Below are 16704 nucleotides of genomic sequence, written 5' to 3' on the forward strand. Positions count from 1 at the left end.
ACCGCATGCGCAACGAAGGCACCGGCACCTGGCCGCACCGCCGCGCCCGCCTCTCCTCCGACAAGACCGCGATCACCTTCCGCGGGCGCGCCACGACCTACCGCGAACTCGACGACCGGGTCACCCGCCTGGCGCACGCGCTGCGCTCGCTCGGGGTCGGCCGCGGCGACCGGGTCGCGCTGTTGAGCACGAACCACCCCGCCTACCTCGAGACGCTGTTCGCCGCGGGCCTGATCGGCGCGATCTTCGTGCCGCTCAACGCCCGGCTGACCGCGCCCGAAGTGGACTACGCGATGCGGGATTCGGGCGCCGCCGTGCTCGTCCATTCCCGGGAACTCGGCGAGATCGCGCGGTCGGCCGCCGGCGACGCGACCCGGGTCGTGCTCGATGCCGCTGGCCCGGACGCCCCCGGGTACGAGGAGCTGATCGCGGCGGCCGATCCGTCCCGCATCGACGAGCCGGTCTCCCACGACGATCCGTGCTTCATCATGTACACCTCCGGCACCACCGGCCGCCCGAAGGGCGTGGTCCTCACCCACGGCAACATCGTGTTCTCCGTGATGAACGCCGTCATCGACCTCGACCTGGACAGCCACGAGGCGGCGCTGGTGTGCGCGCCGCTGTTCCACACCGCCGCCCTGGACATCGTCGCACTGCCGACCCTGCTCAAGGGCGGCAACGTGGTCATCGAGGAGGGCTTCGAGCCGGGCCGGGTCCTCCAGGTGCTCGAACGCGAGCGCATCACCTACACCTTCGGCGTGCCGACCATGTTCGACGCGCTCAGCGCCCACCCCGCCTGGGAGACGACCGATCTGAGCGCGATCCGGCGGGTGATCGTCGCCGCGGCCCCCGTCCCGCCGCGCACCCTGCGCACCTACACCGAGCGCGGGATCAAGATCTGCCAGGGCTACGGCCTGACCGAGACCGGCCCGGGCGCGCTGATCCTCACCCCCGACGACGTCGAGCGGAAGCTCGGCACGGCGGGTGTGCCGCACTTCTTCACCGACGTCCGGATCGTCGACGCCGACGGCCGGGAGGTGGCGCCCGGCGAGCGCGGCGAGATCCAGATCTGCGGCCCGAACGTCATGCGCGAGTACTGGAACCGGCCGGACGCCACCGCCGACACCTTCACCGACGGGCGGTGGCTGCGCTCCGGCGACGTCGGGGTCGCGGACGCCGACGGGTTCGTCGCCGTCGTGGACCGCCTCAAGGACCTGATCATCTCCGGCGGCGAGAACATCTACCCGGCCGAGGTCGAGGCGGCGATCCTCGAAATGCCGGGAGTCACGGGCTGCGCGGTCTTCGGCGTGCCGCACGAGAAGTGGGGCGAGGTGGGCTGCGCCGCGGTCGCGCTGGAGGACGGCCACGAGCTCGACCACGCCCGGCTCGCCGAGTTCCTCGCGCCCCGCTTGGCCAAGTACAAGATCCCGCGGTCGCTCGTCGTGGTCGACGAGATCCCCCGCAACGCCACCGGGAAGATCCGCAAGGACCTCCTCCGGCGCCGGTTCACCTGAACCCGGAGCTCCGCGCGAACTGGGCGACCGCGCCCTGACAGCGGCGAATCTCGGTTCTCCCATTCCTCCTCACCTCACCGAAGGAGTCCCATGAGTGCCTCTGCTGCGGCCGAGCAGCTCTCGGCGCCCGAACGCGCGACGGAGGCACGCCGGGTCGTGCTGTCCAGCTACCTCGGCAGCACCCTGGAGTACTACGACTTCCTGCTCTACGGCACCGCCGCGTCGCTCGTCTTCGGGCCGGTGTTCTTCGCCGGTCTCCCGTCCGCCGTCGGCACGATCGCGTCGCTCGGCACGTTCGCGGCCGGCTACCTGGCCCGCCCCCTCGGAGGTGTCCTCTTCGGACACTTCGGCGACCGGGCCGGGCGCAAGGCGATGCTCGTCCTGGCCATGACCGTCATGGGCGTGGCATCGGTCCTCATCGGACTCGTTCCGCCCGCGTCGGTCATCGGCCCGTGGGGCGCGATCATCCTCGTCGCCCTGCGGGTGCTCCAGGGCATCGCCATCGGGGGCGAATGGGGCGGGGCCGCGCTGATGGCGCTCGAACACGCCGAGCCGAAGCGCCGTGGCTACATGGCCGCGTTCACCAACGCCGGTGCCCCGACCGGAGCCGTGCTCGGCACGCTCGTGATGACGCTGTTCGCGCTGCTGCCCGAAGACGAGTTCATGCGGTGGGGCTGGCGAATCCCGTTCCTGCTCTCGGCCGTCATGCTCGCGATCGGCCTCTTCGTGCGCGCCAAGGTCGCGGAAAGCCCGATCTTCCGGGCGGCTGCCGAACAGGCCGAGAACGAGCCCGGCGCCCCGCCGATCATCGAGGTGCTGCGGCGGCCCAGGGCCGTGGTGGTGGCGGCGTTCGCGTGCCTGGCCGGATTCGCCCTGCAGACCGCGTTCACCACCTTCGGCATCACCTACGCCGTCGAACACGGCACGCCGAAACCGGATGCCCTGCTCGCGTTCGCGATCGGCCAGTTCTTCGCCATCTTCTTCACCCTCGGCTACGCCCGGCTGTCGGACCGGCTCGGCCGGCGCCCGGTGATGCTCTTCGGACTAGCGGCGATGATCGTCCTGGTGTTCCCGATCCTCGGCCTGCTCGCGACGGGGAACTTCACGACCGTCACCGCCGCGTTCACGCTGTACACGTTCTGCCACGGCGCCATGTACGGGCCAATGGCGGCGTACATCTCCGAGCAGTTCGGCACCCGCACCCGCTACACGGGCGCCTCCCTCGGCTACCAGCTCGCAACCCTGCTCGGCGGCGGCTTCACACCGGTCATCCTGGCGACCCTGGCCGCATCGTCGGGCAACGCGATCATCCCGGTGGGCGGGTTCCTGATCGCGCTCGCCGTCCTCAGCGGCGCGGTCCTCCTGGCCACCCGCGAAACCAAGAACAACGACCTGACCACGATCCGCTGACGCCAGCAGCGGACCACCCGAGATCACGGCGAACAACGCGTCCACCTGTGAACCAACGCCCGCCCGGCACGTCCGGACGGGCGCTGGTGTCATCGGCACGAGCTGTCACGGCGGGTTCATTCGCGCTCCGCGCCCGCCGGCCACACGACGGTGACCGGGATTCCGCGTTCACGCGCGGCCTGCACGACATCACCCGTACCCCCGTAACCACCCGACGGCCGGCCGTCCCAGACGGCAAGCATCGCGTCAACGCTACCGAGGACGTGCTCGCTGGCGGCCATGTAGGCGTCGCGGTTGGATTCCTCGAACGGCATCGTGCGAACCTGCGACGCCTTGCCGATCAGCTCGTCGAACTCGGCGGCGTTGTCCGGCTTCACCTTGCGCTCGCGGTAGTCGGCGGCGGGAAGCACGACTTCGAAGGACCCGCCCACGTCGAGCACCGCTCGCGCGAAGATCTGGTCGGCGCCGCGGGCGAGGCAGGTCACCCCGGCGAGTCCTTCGCGGTAGACGGACAGCGCAGCCGCCAAAGCCTCCCGGACGAGGGGAACGCTCGCGGCTGTGAGGTTCGAGTGCCCGGTGATTCCGATACGCGGCAACTCCGGCCCTTTCGTCGCTCCTGGTCAGGCTGCAATGAGGTCACGAACCGCGTCGCGCGTACCGCGCACCGCCGCGAACGTCGAGAACGGCTGCGATTCACGCCAGAAGTCTCGCAGCTTCTCCCCGACGCGACCGGCCGCCCACCGCTTGGCGATGGGCAGGGCTTCGTCGACAAGCTCGCACGCTCGGTCGGGTTCCCCTGTGACGAGGTAAGTGCGGGCGAGTCCGATCAAGTCGAATGCTCGGTTCCTGACGCATGATGGATCGCGCAGCTCCAGGGCACGGCTGATGTACTGCTGAGCATGCCGCGCTTCCTTCGGTTCCTGGCGCGCGGCAGCGAGATCGCGCCACCTCGCACCAAGCACCCCGTAGAGTTCTGCCTGGTCGAGGCCCTGCACTCGATGATCGGATTCATCGTCGATTGACTCGGCGAAGTGGTCTTCGGCGAGCCCGGCAGCCCGACGAAACTGCTGCGCTGCCCCGGTTTGGGCATAGGACCACGCTTCGCGAGTGGCCAACAGGGCGCGCAGGATCGGGCGCGCGGATTTCCTGGTGCCGTACTGGGCGAGCTGGACGAGTTCGAGGCCATCATCGGGCTGCCCCAGGTCGAAGCACTGGCGCGCGAACGCAGCAAGGGTGACCGCGGCGAAGTTGTCATCGCCGCCGATCTTGGCGAACTGCACGGACAGCGTGTAGTAGCGCTGGGCGGCGCGGTGCAGACCGGAGTCCCATGACATCGACGCGGCGATCTCGGCCAGCTCGGCGCCCGCGAGGAATCCCTCACGTGTCGCAGCACAGTCGGACGCGTCCTTGAGTCGGTCGCTGACGTCGTTGAGCAGCGCGATGACGGCTTTGCGGGCGAGTAGTCCGGTCGGTGCGTTGTTCCAGCCCTGGAGTTGTCCGGTGATTTCCCTCCAGCCGTCTAGTTCAGCTCCGCTGATCGCTGCGGTGCCCGTGGGCCGGACGTGTTGGGGCACCAGCCAGCCTTGCAGGGGCTCGGTGAGGGCTGCGCCAGCGACGGCCGCTGCGGAGATCATTGCTTTGCGTCGCGAAAGGGGTCCTGACTCGTCATTTCCTCGGCAGTGGCTACGACGTCCGAAGGGTGCCAGCCCGTCGGCTGTTCGTCTGCCCCCGCGGATCGAGGCGGTGCCGGTGCCTGCCTACGCGGAATGAACCCGAGTTCGCTGTCGGACTTCGCGCCGAGCACTGCACGAAATCCTGCGCGGTAGGCCGCACCCGGCCATCTGACTTCGCCACGCTCGTACCGTGCGATCGGGCTGCTGGTGCTGCGCCTCATCGACGCCGGTCACACCCCTCCAGCTGCCGAACGATGGGTCGACTACGTCGTCCCCGCATGGTCTTCGGTGGGCGAACAACTTCGCACCGACTTCGCCGTCGTCGTGCTCGGGGTCGGCAACCGTTGCCCTGAACCTCAGTGACTTTCAGTAATCATCACGGTTTATGATGATCGCGTGAGGTTGTCGGAGTGGGCCGCTACGAACGGTGTGCACTACCAGACCGCGTGGTTGTGGGCGAGGTCCGGGAGGATGCCGGTGCCAGTAGTGCAGACACCATCCGGCACGTGGCTCGTCCAGGAACACAACCAGGAATTCACTGGGCTGACGGTGGCGTACTGTCGAGTGTCCAGCACTGACCAGAAAGACGACCTGGAACGCCAAGCCGGCCGTGTGGTGCTCGGTCCAGAAGAACTGAAAGATGACCTCGTGCGGGACATGGTGGATGTGCTCACCTCGATGTGCGCGCGCCTGTATGGGCGTCGTTCTGCGCGTAAGCGCGCGGAAGCGGGTGTGGCGTGCGCGACCGCTGAGGCGGGCGGTCTGTGACCGGCGTGCATCAGGCGTACCGGTACGCCCTGGATCTCACCCCGCGCCAGGAGCGTGCCGTGTTGTCGCATTGTGGTGCGGCGCGGGTGGCCTACAACTGGGCTTTGGCTCGGGTGAAGGCGAACCTGGACCAGCGCACCGCTGAACGCACCTACAGTATCGGCGAGGACGACCTCACGCCGTCGCCTGACTGGTCTCTTGCCGGCTTGCGGCGCATGTGGAACGCCGCCAAGGACGAGGTTGCCCCGTGGTGGCAGGAGAACAGCAAGGAGTCCTACAACACCGGTCTTGATGGCTTGGCGCGCGGGCTGAAGAACTGGTCCGACTCCAAGCGTGGGAAGCGCGCGGGTCGCCGGGTCGGGTTCCCGCGGTTTCGTTCCAGGCACCGTGCGGCGCTGTCGGTGCGGTTCACCACCGGCACCATCCGGGTCGAACAAGATCGGCATCACCTCACCCTGCCCCGGTTGGGGACGCTGAAAACCCACGAGTCCACCCGCAAGCTTGCCCGCCGCGTCGAGTCGGGTACGGCACGCATTCTGTCGGCCACGGTGCGACGGGAGGGTGGCCGGTGGTTCGTGTCGTTCACCTGCGAAGTCCAGCGCACCGAACGGAAACCGGCCGATCCTGCCGCGACCGTCGGCGTGGATCTCGGTATCTCTCATCTCGCGGTCTGCTCGCAACCCGTGCCGGGTGTCACCGACGGCGACGGGTTCGTGGCTAATCCGCGCCACCTGCGGAAAGCCCAGAAGAAGCTTCGCCGTGCCTCGCGCACGGTGTCGCGCCGGCAGGGACCGGACCGCCGTTCTGGGCAGAAGGCGTCAAACCGGTGGAAACGAGCCAACGCCCGCCGCAACCGTGTCCATCACCGGGTCGCCAACCTGCGGCGCGACGGAATCCACAAGCTCACCAGCGGTCTCGCCGCGCAGGCCGGCACGGTGGTGGCCGAGGACCTCAACGTGTCGGGGATGCTGTCCAACCGCAAGCTCGCCCGCGCGATCGCAGATGCCGGATTCGGTGAGATCCGGCGGCAACTCGACTACAAGACCCGCTGGGCCGGTGGCTACCTTGTGGTTGCCGACCGGTGGTTTGCCTCCAGCAAGACGTGTTCGGACTGCGGCGCGACGAAAGCCAAGTTGCCGCTGCGTGTCCGGGTCTTCCGCTGCGACAAATGCGGTCTCATCCTCGATCGGGACGTCAACGCCGCACGCAACCTCGCCACACTGGCCGAGGAGTACTCGATGGGTGCCGGAGTGGCCGGAAACCCAGAACCCACATCGGGTTCGAAAGGACGTGGAGCCGACCAGAAGACCTACGCCAGTGGGCAGGTGGCTGCGAAGCGTTCACCCCGCACCGCGTCCACGCGGGTCAGACGGGGACCGTCCGCCGGTAACGGCGGGCTCCTAGAGATTCACTGAAACTTTAGGAACGGTGTGGCACCACATGGCCGGGTCAGCCCCGGCCCGCAGCGCGCGCCGCTGGTCGGCGTCGCGCGCCGCTGGGTGGCTCATCGGATCGGAGACGCCGCCCCTCTGATTGCCGTACAGCAGTAGCCAGAAGCCGAACGCGAGCTGACCAGGATCCGACGGCGTGGCTCCTACGGAGTCTGGCCCAGTTGTCGTTTGAGGATTTTTCCTGTCGCCGTCATCGGTAGGGCTTCGACGAATTCGATCAGCCTCGGGTACTTGTAGCTCGCCATCTGCTCCTTGGACCAGGCGATCAGCTCCTCTTCCGTGATCCTCGCCGCCTCCGCCAGGATCACGAACGCCTTGATCTCCTCGCCGTGGCTGTCGTGCTCGACTCCCACGACCGCGGCGAGGGAGACCGCTTCGTGGCTCATCAGCACCTCTTCGACCTCCCTCGGGTAGACGTTGAACCCTCCTCGGACGATCATGTCCTTGGCCCGGTCGACGATGTAGTAGAAGCCGTCGCCGTCCCGGCGGGCCAGGTCGCCCGTGCGGAACCAGCCGTTGCGCATCACCTCGGCCGTCTCCTCCGGGCGCTTGAGGTAGCCCTTCATGACGTTGTGGCCGCGGATTGCGATCTCGCCGACCTCGTCGGCTCCGGTCACCGCGTTCCAGCGGGCATCGACCAGCTCGACCTCGACACCCCAGACCGGCAGGCCGATCGAGCCCGGCCGGGGCGCCTGCCCGCGCGGGCTGAAGAGGGCCAGCGGTGATGTCTCGGACAGGCCGTAGCCTTCGAGGATCCGGACGCCGAAGCGCTGCTCGAACCGCGAGTGGATCTCCACCGGTAGCGCCGCGCCGCCGGAGATGGCCAGCTTCAGGTTCCGCGCGATCCGCTCGACGTCGACGCCTTCGCCGAGCGCGCCGAGCAGGCCCCAGTACATCGTCGGGACGCCCGCGAACACCGTGACGTCCTCGCCGACCATCAGTTCCAGCGCTGCCCGTGCTTCGAACCTCGGCAGCAGGACCAGGGTCGCGCCGACGGAGAACCCCGCGTTCATGTCGATGCTCTGGCCGAAGGAGTGGAACAGCGGCAGCGCGACCAGGTGCGTGTCGTGCTGCGCCGGGGTGCTGCCGAACATCTGGTTGGCCGTCAGTGCGTTCATCACCATGTTGGCGTGGGTGAGTTCGGCGCCCTTCGGCCGCCCGGTCGTGCCGCTGGTGTAGAGGATCACGGCGGTGTCGGTCGCCTCCCGCACTACGGTCTCGAACTCCGCGGGCTGGGCCGACAGCGCTTGCGCCAGCGTCTCGGTCTCCCCGGCCGGTGCGGTGTTCTCGGCGGTGATGACGAACATGTCCCGACAGCCCGGGGTCTGCCGGAACGCGGCGCGGCCGCGTTCCGCCGTCGGCAGGCTCGGATCCCCCTCGAAGCAGAAGTACGCCCGGGCGTCCGAATCGGCCAGGTGGTAGGCGATCTCCCGTTCCTTGAGCAGCACGTTGAGCGGTACGACGACCGCACCGGCCTTGAGGATCCCGTAGTACACGGCGGGGAACTCCGGCACGTTCGGGCAGGTGACCGCCACCTTGTCGCCCGGCCGGATCCCCCGGGAGACCAGGAGGTTGGCGATCCGGTTGGCGAGCGCGCCGACCTCCGCGTAGCTCAGCCTCCGGTCACCGCACACCAGGGCGTCGCGCCGCGGATACCTGCGGGCGGAGTCGTCGAGGAACATGGCCAGGTTCAGCACGCTTCGTCTCCTACGTCGTGGTTCGGCGGTGTCAGTGCGCGGCGTCTTCGTGCGTCCGCGCGAGCTCGCGGACGAATTCCTCGGCCCGCGGCCACGGCCCGTACCCCGAGGCGGGGTTCAGGTGCCCGACGGCGCCGAGGTCGACCAGCCGACTGCCCCAGTCCCGGGCCAGTTCGGCCACCTGAGCGAGCCGCGCGAGGGGGTCGTTCGTGCTCGCCGCGACGATGCTGGGGAACGGGAGCAGTTCGCGCGGCGTCGGCAGCCAGCCGTTGCGGTACAGGTCGTCCGGTACCGGGTAGCCGTCGGGCAGCCGCGACTCGAAGTCCGGCGGTGTTGCCAGCAGGGCGCCCCGGATCTCGCGCGCGTGCCGCTGCGCCCAGTGGACGGTGATCATCACCCCGGCGCTGTGCGCGACGATGACGATGGGTCCCTCGATGTCCGCCACGACGCGGTCGAGTGCCGCGACCCGGGCGTCCCGGCTGAGCTTGTCGTGTTCGAGCGGCGGCACCGTGCGGGTGTTCGACAGCTTCCCGGCGAGATGGGTCTGCCAGTGGTCGGCCACGTGGTCCCGCAGACCCGGGACGATCACGACGGTCGGGTTTTCGGGGTTGTTCAACTGCTGCTCCGATCTTGTGCTTCGGTCATGCCGAAGGACTTCTGTCGAGTGCCGCGAGCCGCCGCCGCGCATCCGGGTAGCGGCGCTTTCCGATCAGCAGCGCCGCAATGGCTCCGAGGTAGGCCAGCGGGGCGAGTTGCAGCGCCCCCAGCAGGCCGAGGCGATCGGCCAGGAGACCGACGACGAACGGCCCCGCGGCCAGGCCCAGGAGGCTGTTCGCCAGGGTCAGCGACCCGAACCCGGTGGCCCGCACGGACGCGTGCGTGAGGTTGGCGACCATGGCGGTGGCGGGCCCGGACGCGCCCGCCGAGAAGAACGCGCCGCAACCGATCACGACGAGCTGCGGAACGCCTTCCGGCAACTGGAAACCGATGATCAGCAGGACGGCGGCGGCCGCGCCGTAGGCGATCGAGGTGGTCCACTTGCGCTCCGGGCGCCGCCGGCTGACCCGGTCCGTGATGACGCCGCAGACGATCATCCCGGCGCCGATGAGCAGGACCAGGATCGCCGAGACGAATCCGGCCGCGTCCGGGCTCATGGCGTGGTACCGGTTGAGGTAGCTGGGCGTCCAGGCCAGCAGCACGGCGGCGACGAACATCTGCAAACCGCTTCCGACGTAGGCGCAGAGCACGGAAGCGTTCGAGAACAGGCTGGACAGCGGAGCCCGGTATCCGCCGGCCGCGCCCGGCTCGACGGCGGCCTCGTCCTCGAACCGGTGCTGATCCAGCCTGCGCTGGGTGACGACCATCCGGAACAGGACGACCAGGACCAAGCCGACGACGGCCATGAACGCCAGGGCCCAGCGCCAGCCGAAGTGGACGGCGATGAAGCCGCCGAGCGCGACGCCGATCGTCGAGCCGAACGAGCCGCCGGCCATGAACGCGCCGCCGAACGTGGCGCGCACGTGGGGCGCGAACACGCTGAGCACCACCGCGATTCCGACGCTGCCGTAGGCGGCTTCGCCCACCCCCACGAGGAATCGTGCGCCGAGCAGCTGGCCGTAGTCGGCCGCGATCGCGCACAGCACCGTCGCCAGGCTCCAGATGGTCGCCATCAGCACCAGGCTGCGGACGCGCCCCCACCGGTCGGCGAGCACCGACAGCGGGAAGGTGAGCAGGCCGACCATCATCGCCACGACGCTGGTCAGCGAGGCGAGCTGGGAGTCGGACAGCGCCCACTCGGCCTTCAGGAAGGGGAACACCGCGTTGAGAACCTGCCGGGACATGTAGTCCGACAGCAACAGCGCGAACGTCAGGGCGAAGACCACCCAGGGGTAGATCCGCGGGCCGGCGGCCGCGGTCCCGCTGGGCAGTTCCCGGGCGGGCAGGGCGTGCGACTTCATTGTCACTCCTCGGCTTGCTGCTGGTGCGTCCGGTGGAAAACCCGTCCCCCTGGCGAAAACCGGGGCCGGGGCGCGGGCCCTCGTGAGGCGCCGCGCCCCGGCCTCCTCCAACTGCGTCCGGTGGATCTCCGGCCGCTAGGCGTGGTGCGTGAAGCCGACCTGCCCCGGCTTGCGGTTCGGGGCGAACCCGATCTTGGCGAGGGTCTCGTCGGCGCCGGCGTAGGTTTCGCCGATCTTGTAGATCTCGCGGGCCTCCTTGCCGGTGGCCACCTCGCGGCCGAGCTCGCCCGCGATGCGCACCAGCTGCTCGATCTGCTGGACCGAGGTCAGCTTCGCGCCCTTGCGCCCCCAGATGGTGTCCTCGTTGCCGCACCGGGTGTGCAGCCCCATGGCGATGGCCATCGCGTTGACCGGCAGGACGCTGCGCATGAGGGTTTCCAGCGTCAGCACCGCGCCGTCGGGGACGCGGCGGATGAACTCCATGATGTTGTACGGGTTGGGGCCGTCGAACCCGCCGCCGATGCCGACCCAGGTGACCATCAGCGGTCCGGTGTAGACACCGCGCCGGATCAGCCGCTCGACGGTTTCCAGCTGCGGGATGTTGGCCAGCTGGAAGTGCGGCTGGATGCCGGCCGCCTGGAGGCGCTTCAGGTGCTCCTCGACCCAGGCCGGACCGGCCGGCACGTACATCTCGCGGTACGCCTCGGCCACCGCCGGCCGCGCGAGCGAGGTCCCGGCGATGTCGTCCTCGGTCATCAACTCCATGATGTTCATCTGGTTGGTGTTGATGGCGATGGTGACCTGGTCCGGGGCCGGGTCGAGCTCGGCCAGCATGTGGCGGGTGTCGTCGCTGAGCCACTTGGCGTCGGCGCCTTCGCCTTCGGGCGCGAACGAGATCGAGCCGCCCACCTGCAGGATCATGTCGGGGACGGCTTCGCGCAGCCGGCCCAGCAGCTCGTTGAACTTCGACAGCCGCTTGGACCCCTTGCCGTCGAGCTCGCGCACGTGGATGTGCAGCACTGTGGCCCCGGCGTTGTAGCAGTCGACCGCCTGCTGGACGTGCTCGTCCATGGTCAGCGGGAGGTCCTCCCGGAAGTCCTCCGGCTCCCACTCGGGCCCGTAGGGGGCCGCCGTGATGACGAGCTTCTCCTGGTTCTCGGGGAACAGCGAGTCGTCGTGGAAGTGCATCGTTCTTCTCCTTTTCCGAAGCGGCGGAACGAAAATCCCGGAGGGAGGTCAGAACGGCCGGTCGCCGATGATCCCGGCGCGCTCCATCTTGCGGACCGCGGGCCAGTAGTCCTGGACCGCGTAGTGCTGCGTGGACCGGTTGTCCCAGATCGCGACGCTGTTCTTGGTCCAGCGCCAGCGCACCTGGTACTCCGGGATCGCGGCCTGGGCGATCAGGTGGTTGAGCAGGTTGCTCGCCCCGGGGGCGTAGTCGCTTCCGAAGCGGACGTTCTCCGGCGTGTGGAAGTTGACGAAATGCGTGGTGAACGCGTTGACGAAGAGGACCTTCTCGCCGGTTTCGGGGTGGGTGCGCACCACAGGGTGCTCCGCGTCGGGGAATCGCGCCTTCAGCTGGTGGCGCTGCTCCACCGGCAGCGCCGCGCCGAAGCTGGCCTCGATGCTGTGCCTGGCGCGCAGTCCTTCGATCTGGTGCTTGATGTGGTCGGGGAGCTTCGCGTACGCCTCGGCCATGTCGACCCAGATCGTGTCGCCACCGACCGCCGGCCCTTCCACGCACCGGAGCACGCATCCCATCGGCGGGTTCTCCCGCCAGGTGGCGTCGCAGTGGAAGGCGTTCTCGTAGTGCTCGGCGGGGCTGTCGAGGTCCTTGTAGATCCGCACCAGGCCCGGGTTGTCGGGGTCGCTGCCGGCCACCGGGTGGTCTTCGAGCGATCCGAAGCGCCGGGCGAGCGCCACGTGGTCGGCCCGGCTGATGTCCTGGTCGCGCAGGAACAGCACCTTGTGCTTGAGCAGCAAGGCGTGCAGTTCCGCGAACAGCGCGTCGTCGTGCGCGACGTCGCCGAGGTCGACGCCGAACAGCTCGGCGCCGATGGTGCACGTGAGCGGCTCGTGCTCGATCGTGGTCGGCCGGGCCGTCTGGACTGTGTTGGACATGATTCCTCCTCGGGTTGGTTGGTCGCGCCGTCGCCCGGAAACCGTTGCGGCGGCGAGGATTCGCTGCGTCAGAGGGAGAAGACCGAAGATCCGATGCTGCGGCCCGCTTCGAGGTCGCGATGGGCCTGCACCGCGTCTTCGAGGGCGTAGCGCTGGTTGATGCCGATCCGGATCCGCCCGCCGGCGACGTGGCCGAACAGCTCCCCCGCCAGCTCCGCGCGCTCGGCCGGGTCGGCGATGTAGTCGGCGAGCGCGGGGCGGGTGACGAACACCGATCCCTTGATGGCGAGTTGCATCGCGTCGATGGGCGGGACGGGGCCGGACGCGGTGCCGAAGCACACCAGCAGGCCGCGCCGGGCGAGCGAATCGAGCGAGGACTGGAAGGTGGTCGCGCCGATGCTGTCGAAGACGACCGGGACGCCCGCCCCGTCGGTGATCTCCCGGACCCGTGCGGCCACGTCCTCCTGCTTGTAGAGCACGACGTGGTCGCATCCGTGGGCGCGCGCGACCTCGGCCTTCGCCTCCGTCGACACCGTGCCGATCACGGTGATCCCCAGCAACTTCGCCCACTGCAGGAAGATCAGGCCCACTCCCCCGGCCGCGGCGTGCAGCAGGACGGTGTCTCCCTGCTGCAGCGGGTGGATGCGGCGCAGCAGGTAGGAAGCGGTGAGCCCGCGCATCGTCATCGCGGCGGCCGTGTCGAAGCCGATCTCGTCCGGGAGCGCGATCAGCGGCGCGGCGGGCATCACGCGCTCGGTGCTGTAGGCCCCGAGCGGGCTGCCCGTGTACGTGACCCGGTCGCCTTCCCGGACGTGCTCCACCCCGGCGCCGACGGCTTCCACGACACCGGCCGCTTCGACGCCCATGCCCGCGGGCAGCGGGGCCGGGTAGAGGCCGGTGCGGAAGTAGGTGTCGGCGAAGTTCAGCCCGACCGCTTCGTGGCGGATGCGGACCTCGCCCGGGCCGGGATCGCCGACGTCGACGGTCTCCCACCGCATGACCTCCGGCGCACCGGTCTCGTGGAAGCGAACGGCTCGTGCCATGGCGTGCTCCTTCGCGGCACGGACGCATCCGCCCGTGCCGTTGCTCGGTTGATTTCCCTGTCCGCCCGGTCAGTTCGCTCGGGCGATGACGTCCCGGGGCGTCACTCCCCCGCGCCCCCGCGGACCGCCGTACCCGGCCGTCTCCCAGGTGAAGTCCGGCGGCAGCTTCCGTCCATTGTGGAGCGTCAGCCAGAGACGGCGCAGGCGGTCGTCGGCCGCCGGGTCCGCGATGCCGCCGCCCTGGGTGTGCGCGTGCAGGACCGCGTAGTTGTTGAACAGCTGGATGTCACCGGGCTCGACGTCGAAGCCGAACCGGAATTCGGCCGCGGCCGCGAGCCCGTCGATCAGCTCGAACAGCGCCACGTCGGCGGGTTCCAGCCGGGGAACCTCCGGGAATCGCTGGGCCGACTCGATGTCGCGCCGGGCGTAGCGGACGCTCAGCTTGCCGTCGCACCAGCACGCCAGCGGAACCGAGCGGTGAGGCCTTTCCCCTGGGAGCTGCTCGCCCCAACGGTCGAACCCGAAGCGCGTGTACATCCGCTCCGCCAGGCGCGGATCCCGCCCCAGCAGCTCGTTGTACAGCGCCGCCGAGCTCACCACGGTGCTGCGCCCGCCGAGCCGCGGGCTCAGCAGCGCCGCGACATCCGAGCCGCCCGTCCGCAGCTCCGGCCCCGCCGCCGCACCCCGGATGCGGCCGAGCTTGCGCCCGAAGGAGTCCTGCGAGACCGGAAAACCCAAGTACTGGGCCATTCCCCAGAAAATGGTGTTTATCTCGGCATCGTCGTACCGCTGCACGGGAAATCCTTTGATCACGGCGAAACCGCGCCCGTTCTCCAGCGCACGTGCGATGCGTCGCAGCTCCGCCCCCAGCGAGGGAAGGGGAAACCGCTCGCTGGTGATCCGGAGGAGCACTATCCCGTTCCTTCGCACCGCTTTCAGCGCGACGTCCAGCTCGTCGAGGTGGGACGGCGAGAGCTCGAACCGCCATTCGGCCGGGTCGCCGAGGTCGGCCGCCCGCCACGCCGCAGCAGTCCGGCACGGCTCCCGCAGCACATCGGCGGACGGGGTCCCGATCGCCGGGGAGCCGCACTGCGTCGCTGGTTCGGCCATGACGTTCTCCATCGGAATCTCGGAGCGGGATCGGCTGTGATGGAGGCGACATTAGGCGTCGACGAGGGCCAGGTCTTATCCTCGCGGGACACGATGATTATCACTTGGTGACATCGCGGAGAGTGATGATGAAGCCCCTCGCCCGCTACGCCTCGCTGAACAGCTACATCGACGTCAGCCGGTCGGTCGGCATCGAGCCGACCCGGCTGATGCGCGGCGTCGGACTCGACCCGGCCGGGATGGCGCTCCAGGACCGGTGGATCCCGGCCGTGTCCGTCGCGCGGCTCCTCGAACGGTCGGCGGCGGAATCCGGGCACCAGGACTTCGCGCTGCAGCTGGCCGAACGCCGCCGCTTCGCCAACCTCGGCCCGCTGGGCCTGGTCATCCGCGAGGAACCCGACGTCCGCAGCGCCCTGACGATCCTGATCCGCCACGAGCACATGTACAACGAGGCCCTGCGGATGAACATGGTCGTGCGCAACGGGCTGGCGACCATCCGCGTCGGCTTCGAACTCGGCGAGCAGACCGAGACCAGGCAGGCCACCGAGCTCGCCCTCGGCACGCTGCACCGGCTCCTGCGCGATTTCCTCGGATCGCTCTGGCAGCCGATCGCGGTCTGCTTCACGCACCGCGCACCGGCCGACGCGAGCACCCACCGGCGGGTTTTCGGCCCCACGGCCAAGTTCGAGCAGGAGTTCAACGGGATCACGTTCTACGCCCACGACCTCGACGTGCCCAACAAGCGGTCGGACCCGCTGATGCGCAACTACGCCTACCAGATCCTCGATTCCCTTGATCTGCAAGGGGAAACGACGACATCGAGCCGGGTCCGCGAGCTGATCGAGATCCTGCTGCCCACCGGGCGCTGCTCGGTCGAACAGGTCGCGCGCAGCCTCGGGGTGGACCGCAGGACGGTGCACCGCCACCTCGCCGACGCGGGCGAGACCTTCTCGTCGATCCTCGACGCGACGCGGGCCGAACTGGCCGAGAACCTGGTGGGGAACCAGCGGTACAGCATGACGGAGATCGCCGAACTGCTGTCCTTCTCCACGCCGGGCAACTTCTCGCGCTGGTTCCGGGGCCGGTTCGGGTGCAGTCCCAGCCAGTGGCGCAGCCGGAGGTGATCCGCCGTCAGGGCTGGTTGGAGAGGGTCTGGCGCCAGTGCTCGGCGGCCTGGACCATGTCCCGGCCGAGGTGCTGGAAGAACCGGCTCGTGGCGCCCAGGCGGGCCCCGGCCGGGGTGGCGCCGCCGAGGAGATCGGCGCCCTGCCTGGTCAGGTCCGCCCACCTGGCCATCGACCCGACGCTGGCCAACCACGCCTGGTACCAGACGTGCTCGTCGATCACGTACCGATCCCGCCGGCCGTCGCGCTCGCGCCCGACCAGGCCCCGCTGTTCGAGCCAGCCGACGGCCTTGGAGACGGACGCGGGGCTGACCTGGAGCCTGGCGACGAGCTCGGCGGCGGTGGTGCTGCCGGTGTCGCTGGTGAACAGGCAGGCGAGGATCCTGGCCATCATCGCCGGAAGCCCCGTCTCGACCATCATGTCGACGAACCGCTCCTCGAACTCGCGGACCGTCCGCAGGTCGCGCCCGTCGGTGCCGACGGCCGGGATTTCCGGATGCCCGCCCGGTTTGCGGCGCCGGGCCCGCCACGCGGTCGCCTGCTGCGCCTGGTTGGCCCGGTAGCCCCGGACCCCGCCGTTGCGCGCGACCTCGCGGCTGATGGTCGACCTCGGCCGCCCCAGCTCGCGGGCGATCTCCGCGTACCCGAGCCCGGCCGCCAGGCCGGCGGCGATCCGCCGGCGCTCCTCGTGGGTCAGACGACCTCCCGGCATCCCGGCCTCCAGTCCGCCACTGATCGCACCACCGGTGCATTCAGCATCAATGTCATTGCACCGATCGTACTTCTCCTACCTGGAAGAACCGAATTCTCCGGTTGCGAACGCGCGAAATGTGGT

At 69.3% G+C, this 16704-nt stretch carries 15 protein-coding genes; 5 read left to right on the forward strand and 10 right to left on the reverse strand.

The annotated features are described in order from the left end of the window. The first annotated feature begins 5 nt into the window (after window positions 1–5). Together AB0H93_RS12610 and AB0H93_RS12615 are read left to right on the forward strand one after the other, a co-directional pair. Window positions 6–1514 carry a long-chain fatty acid--CoA ligase gene (locus AB0H93_RS12610; RefSeq protein ID WP_358571612.1) on the forward strand — a complete coding sequence of 503 codons (1509 nt, stop codon included), beginning with the start codon at window positions 6–8 and terminating at the stop codon, window positions 1512–1514. Window positions 1515–1604: 90 nt separating this feature from the next. Further along, the gene (locus tag AB0H93_RS12615; RefSeq protein WP_358571614.1) at window positions 1605–2924 is read left to right on the forward strand and encodes an MFS transporter; all 1320 of its coding nucleotides are present in this window, start codon (window positions 1605–1607) and stop codon (window positions 2922–2924) included. A 116-nt stretch (window positions 2925–3040) separates the two neighbouring features. On the opposite strand, the gene AB0H93_RS12620 is transcribed toward AB0H93_RS12615, so the two are convergent. After that, entirely contained in the window at window positions 3041–3520 is a 480-nt protein-coding gene (locus tag AB0H93_RS12620) for a hypothetical protein (RefSeq protein ID WP_358571616.1), read from the reverse strand. Between the two features lie 24 nt (window positions 3521–3544). Then, window positions 3545–4498: a hypothetical protein gene (locus AB0H93_RS12625; protein WP_358571618.1), complete on the reverse strand. Its 954-nt coding sequence runs from the start codon at window positions 4496–4498 to the stop codon at window positions 3545–3547. 495 nt (window positions 4499–4993) lie between these two features. Here AB0H93_RS12625 and AB0H93_RS12630 point away from each other — a divergent pair, with 495 nt between their 5' ends. Together AB0H93_RS12630 and tnpB are read left to right on the forward strand one after the other, a co-directional pair. Continuing rightward, complete coding sequence (locus AB0H93_RS12630; protein WP_358571620.1) at window positions 4994–5365, forward strand: hypothetical protein; 372 nt, start codon at window positions 4994–4996, stop codon at window positions 5363–5365. Beyond that, window positions 5362–6780 (forward strand): IS607 family element RNA-guided endonuclease TnpB, encoded by a 1419-nt coding sequence (gene tnpB, locus AB0H93_RS12635; RefSeq protein WP_358571622.1) that lies wholly within the window; start codon window positions 5362–5364, stop codon window positions 6778–6780. Before AB0H93_RS12630 ends, tnpB begins: the two co-directional genes overlap by 4 nt. Before the next feature lie 179 nt (window positions 6781–6959). On the opposite strand, the gene AB0H93_RS12640 is transcribed toward tnpB, so the two are convergent. The 7 genes from AB0H93_RS12640 to AB0H93_RS12670 form a co-directional block, all read right to left on the reverse strand. Continuing rightward, window positions 6960–8513, reverse strand: a complete 1554-nt coding sequence (locus AB0H93_RS12640) for a long-chain fatty acid--CoA ligase (protein WP_358571624.1) — start codon at window positions 8511–8513, stop codon at window positions 6960–6962. Window positions 8514–8544: 31 nt separating this feature from the next. Continuing rightward, window positions 8545–9129: an alpha/beta fold hydrolase gene (locus AB0H93_RS12645; RefSeq protein WP_358571626.1), complete on the reverse strand. Its 585-nt coding sequence runs from the start codon at window positions 9127–9129 to the stop codon at window positions 8545–8547. 25 nt (window positions 9130–9154) lie between these two features. Continuing rightward, entirely contained in the window at window positions 9155–10471 is a 1317-nt protein-coding gene (locus AB0H93_RS12650; RefSeq protein ID WP_358571628.1) for an MFS transporter, read from the reverse strand. Between the two features lie 135 nt (window positions 10472–10606). Continuing rightward, window positions 10607–11659 carry a 3-keto-5-aminohexanoate cleavage protein gene (locus AB0H93_RS12655; RefSeq protein ID WP_358571630.1) on the reverse strand — a complete coding sequence of 351 codons (1053 nt, stop codon included), beginning with the start codon at window positions 11657–11659 and terminating at the stop codon, window positions 10607–10609. 48 nt (window positions 11660–11707) lie between these two features. Beyond that, on the reverse strand, window positions 11708–12592 hold the full coding sequence (locus tag AB0H93_RS12660; protein WP_358571632.1) for a TauD/TfdA family dioxygenase: 885 nt from the start codon (window positions 12590–12592) through the stop codon (window positions 11708–11710). Window positions 12593–12660: 68 nt separating this feature from the next. Continuing rightward, complete coding sequence (locus AB0H93_RS12665) at window positions 12661–13635, reverse strand: quinone oxidoreductase (RefSeq protein ID WP_358571634.1); 975 nt, start codon at window positions 13633–13635, stop codon at window positions 12661–12663. A gap of 69 nt (window positions 13636–13704) precedes the next feature. Next, window positions 13705–14745, reverse strand: a complete 1041-nt coding sequence (locus AB0H93_RS12670; protein ID WP_358571636.1) for a TauD/TfdA family dioxygenase — start codon at window positions 14743–14745, stop codon at window positions 13705–13707. Window positions 14746–14870: 125 nt separating this feature from the next. On the opposite strand from AB0H93_RS12670, the gene AB0H93_RS12675 reads away from it, so the two are divergent. Then, window positions 14871–15869 carry an AraC family transcriptional regulator gene (locus AB0H93_RS12675; protein ID WP_358571638.1) on the forward strand — a complete coding sequence of 333 codons (999 nt, stop codon included), beginning with the start codon at window positions 14871–14873 and terminating at the stop codon, window positions 15867–15869. A gap of 7 nt (window positions 15870–15876) precedes the next feature. Here AB0H93_RS12675 and AB0H93_RS12680 read toward each other — a convergent pair whose 3' ends face one another. Next, on the reverse strand, window positions 15877–16581 hold the full coding sequence (locus AB0H93_RS12680; RefSeq protein WP_358571640.1) for a helix-turn-helix domain-containing protein: 705 nt from the start codon (window positions 16579–16581) through the stop codon (window positions 15877–15879). Between the last annotated feature and the right edge of the window lie 123 nt (window positions 16582–16704).

Origin of the sequence: Saccharopolyspora sp. NPDC050642, assembly GCF_040654735.1 — a bacterium.
Taxonomy (GTDB): domain Bacteria; phylum Actinomycetota; class Actinomycetes; order Mycobacteriales; family Pseudonocardiaceae; genus Saccharopolyspora; species Saccharopolyspora elongata.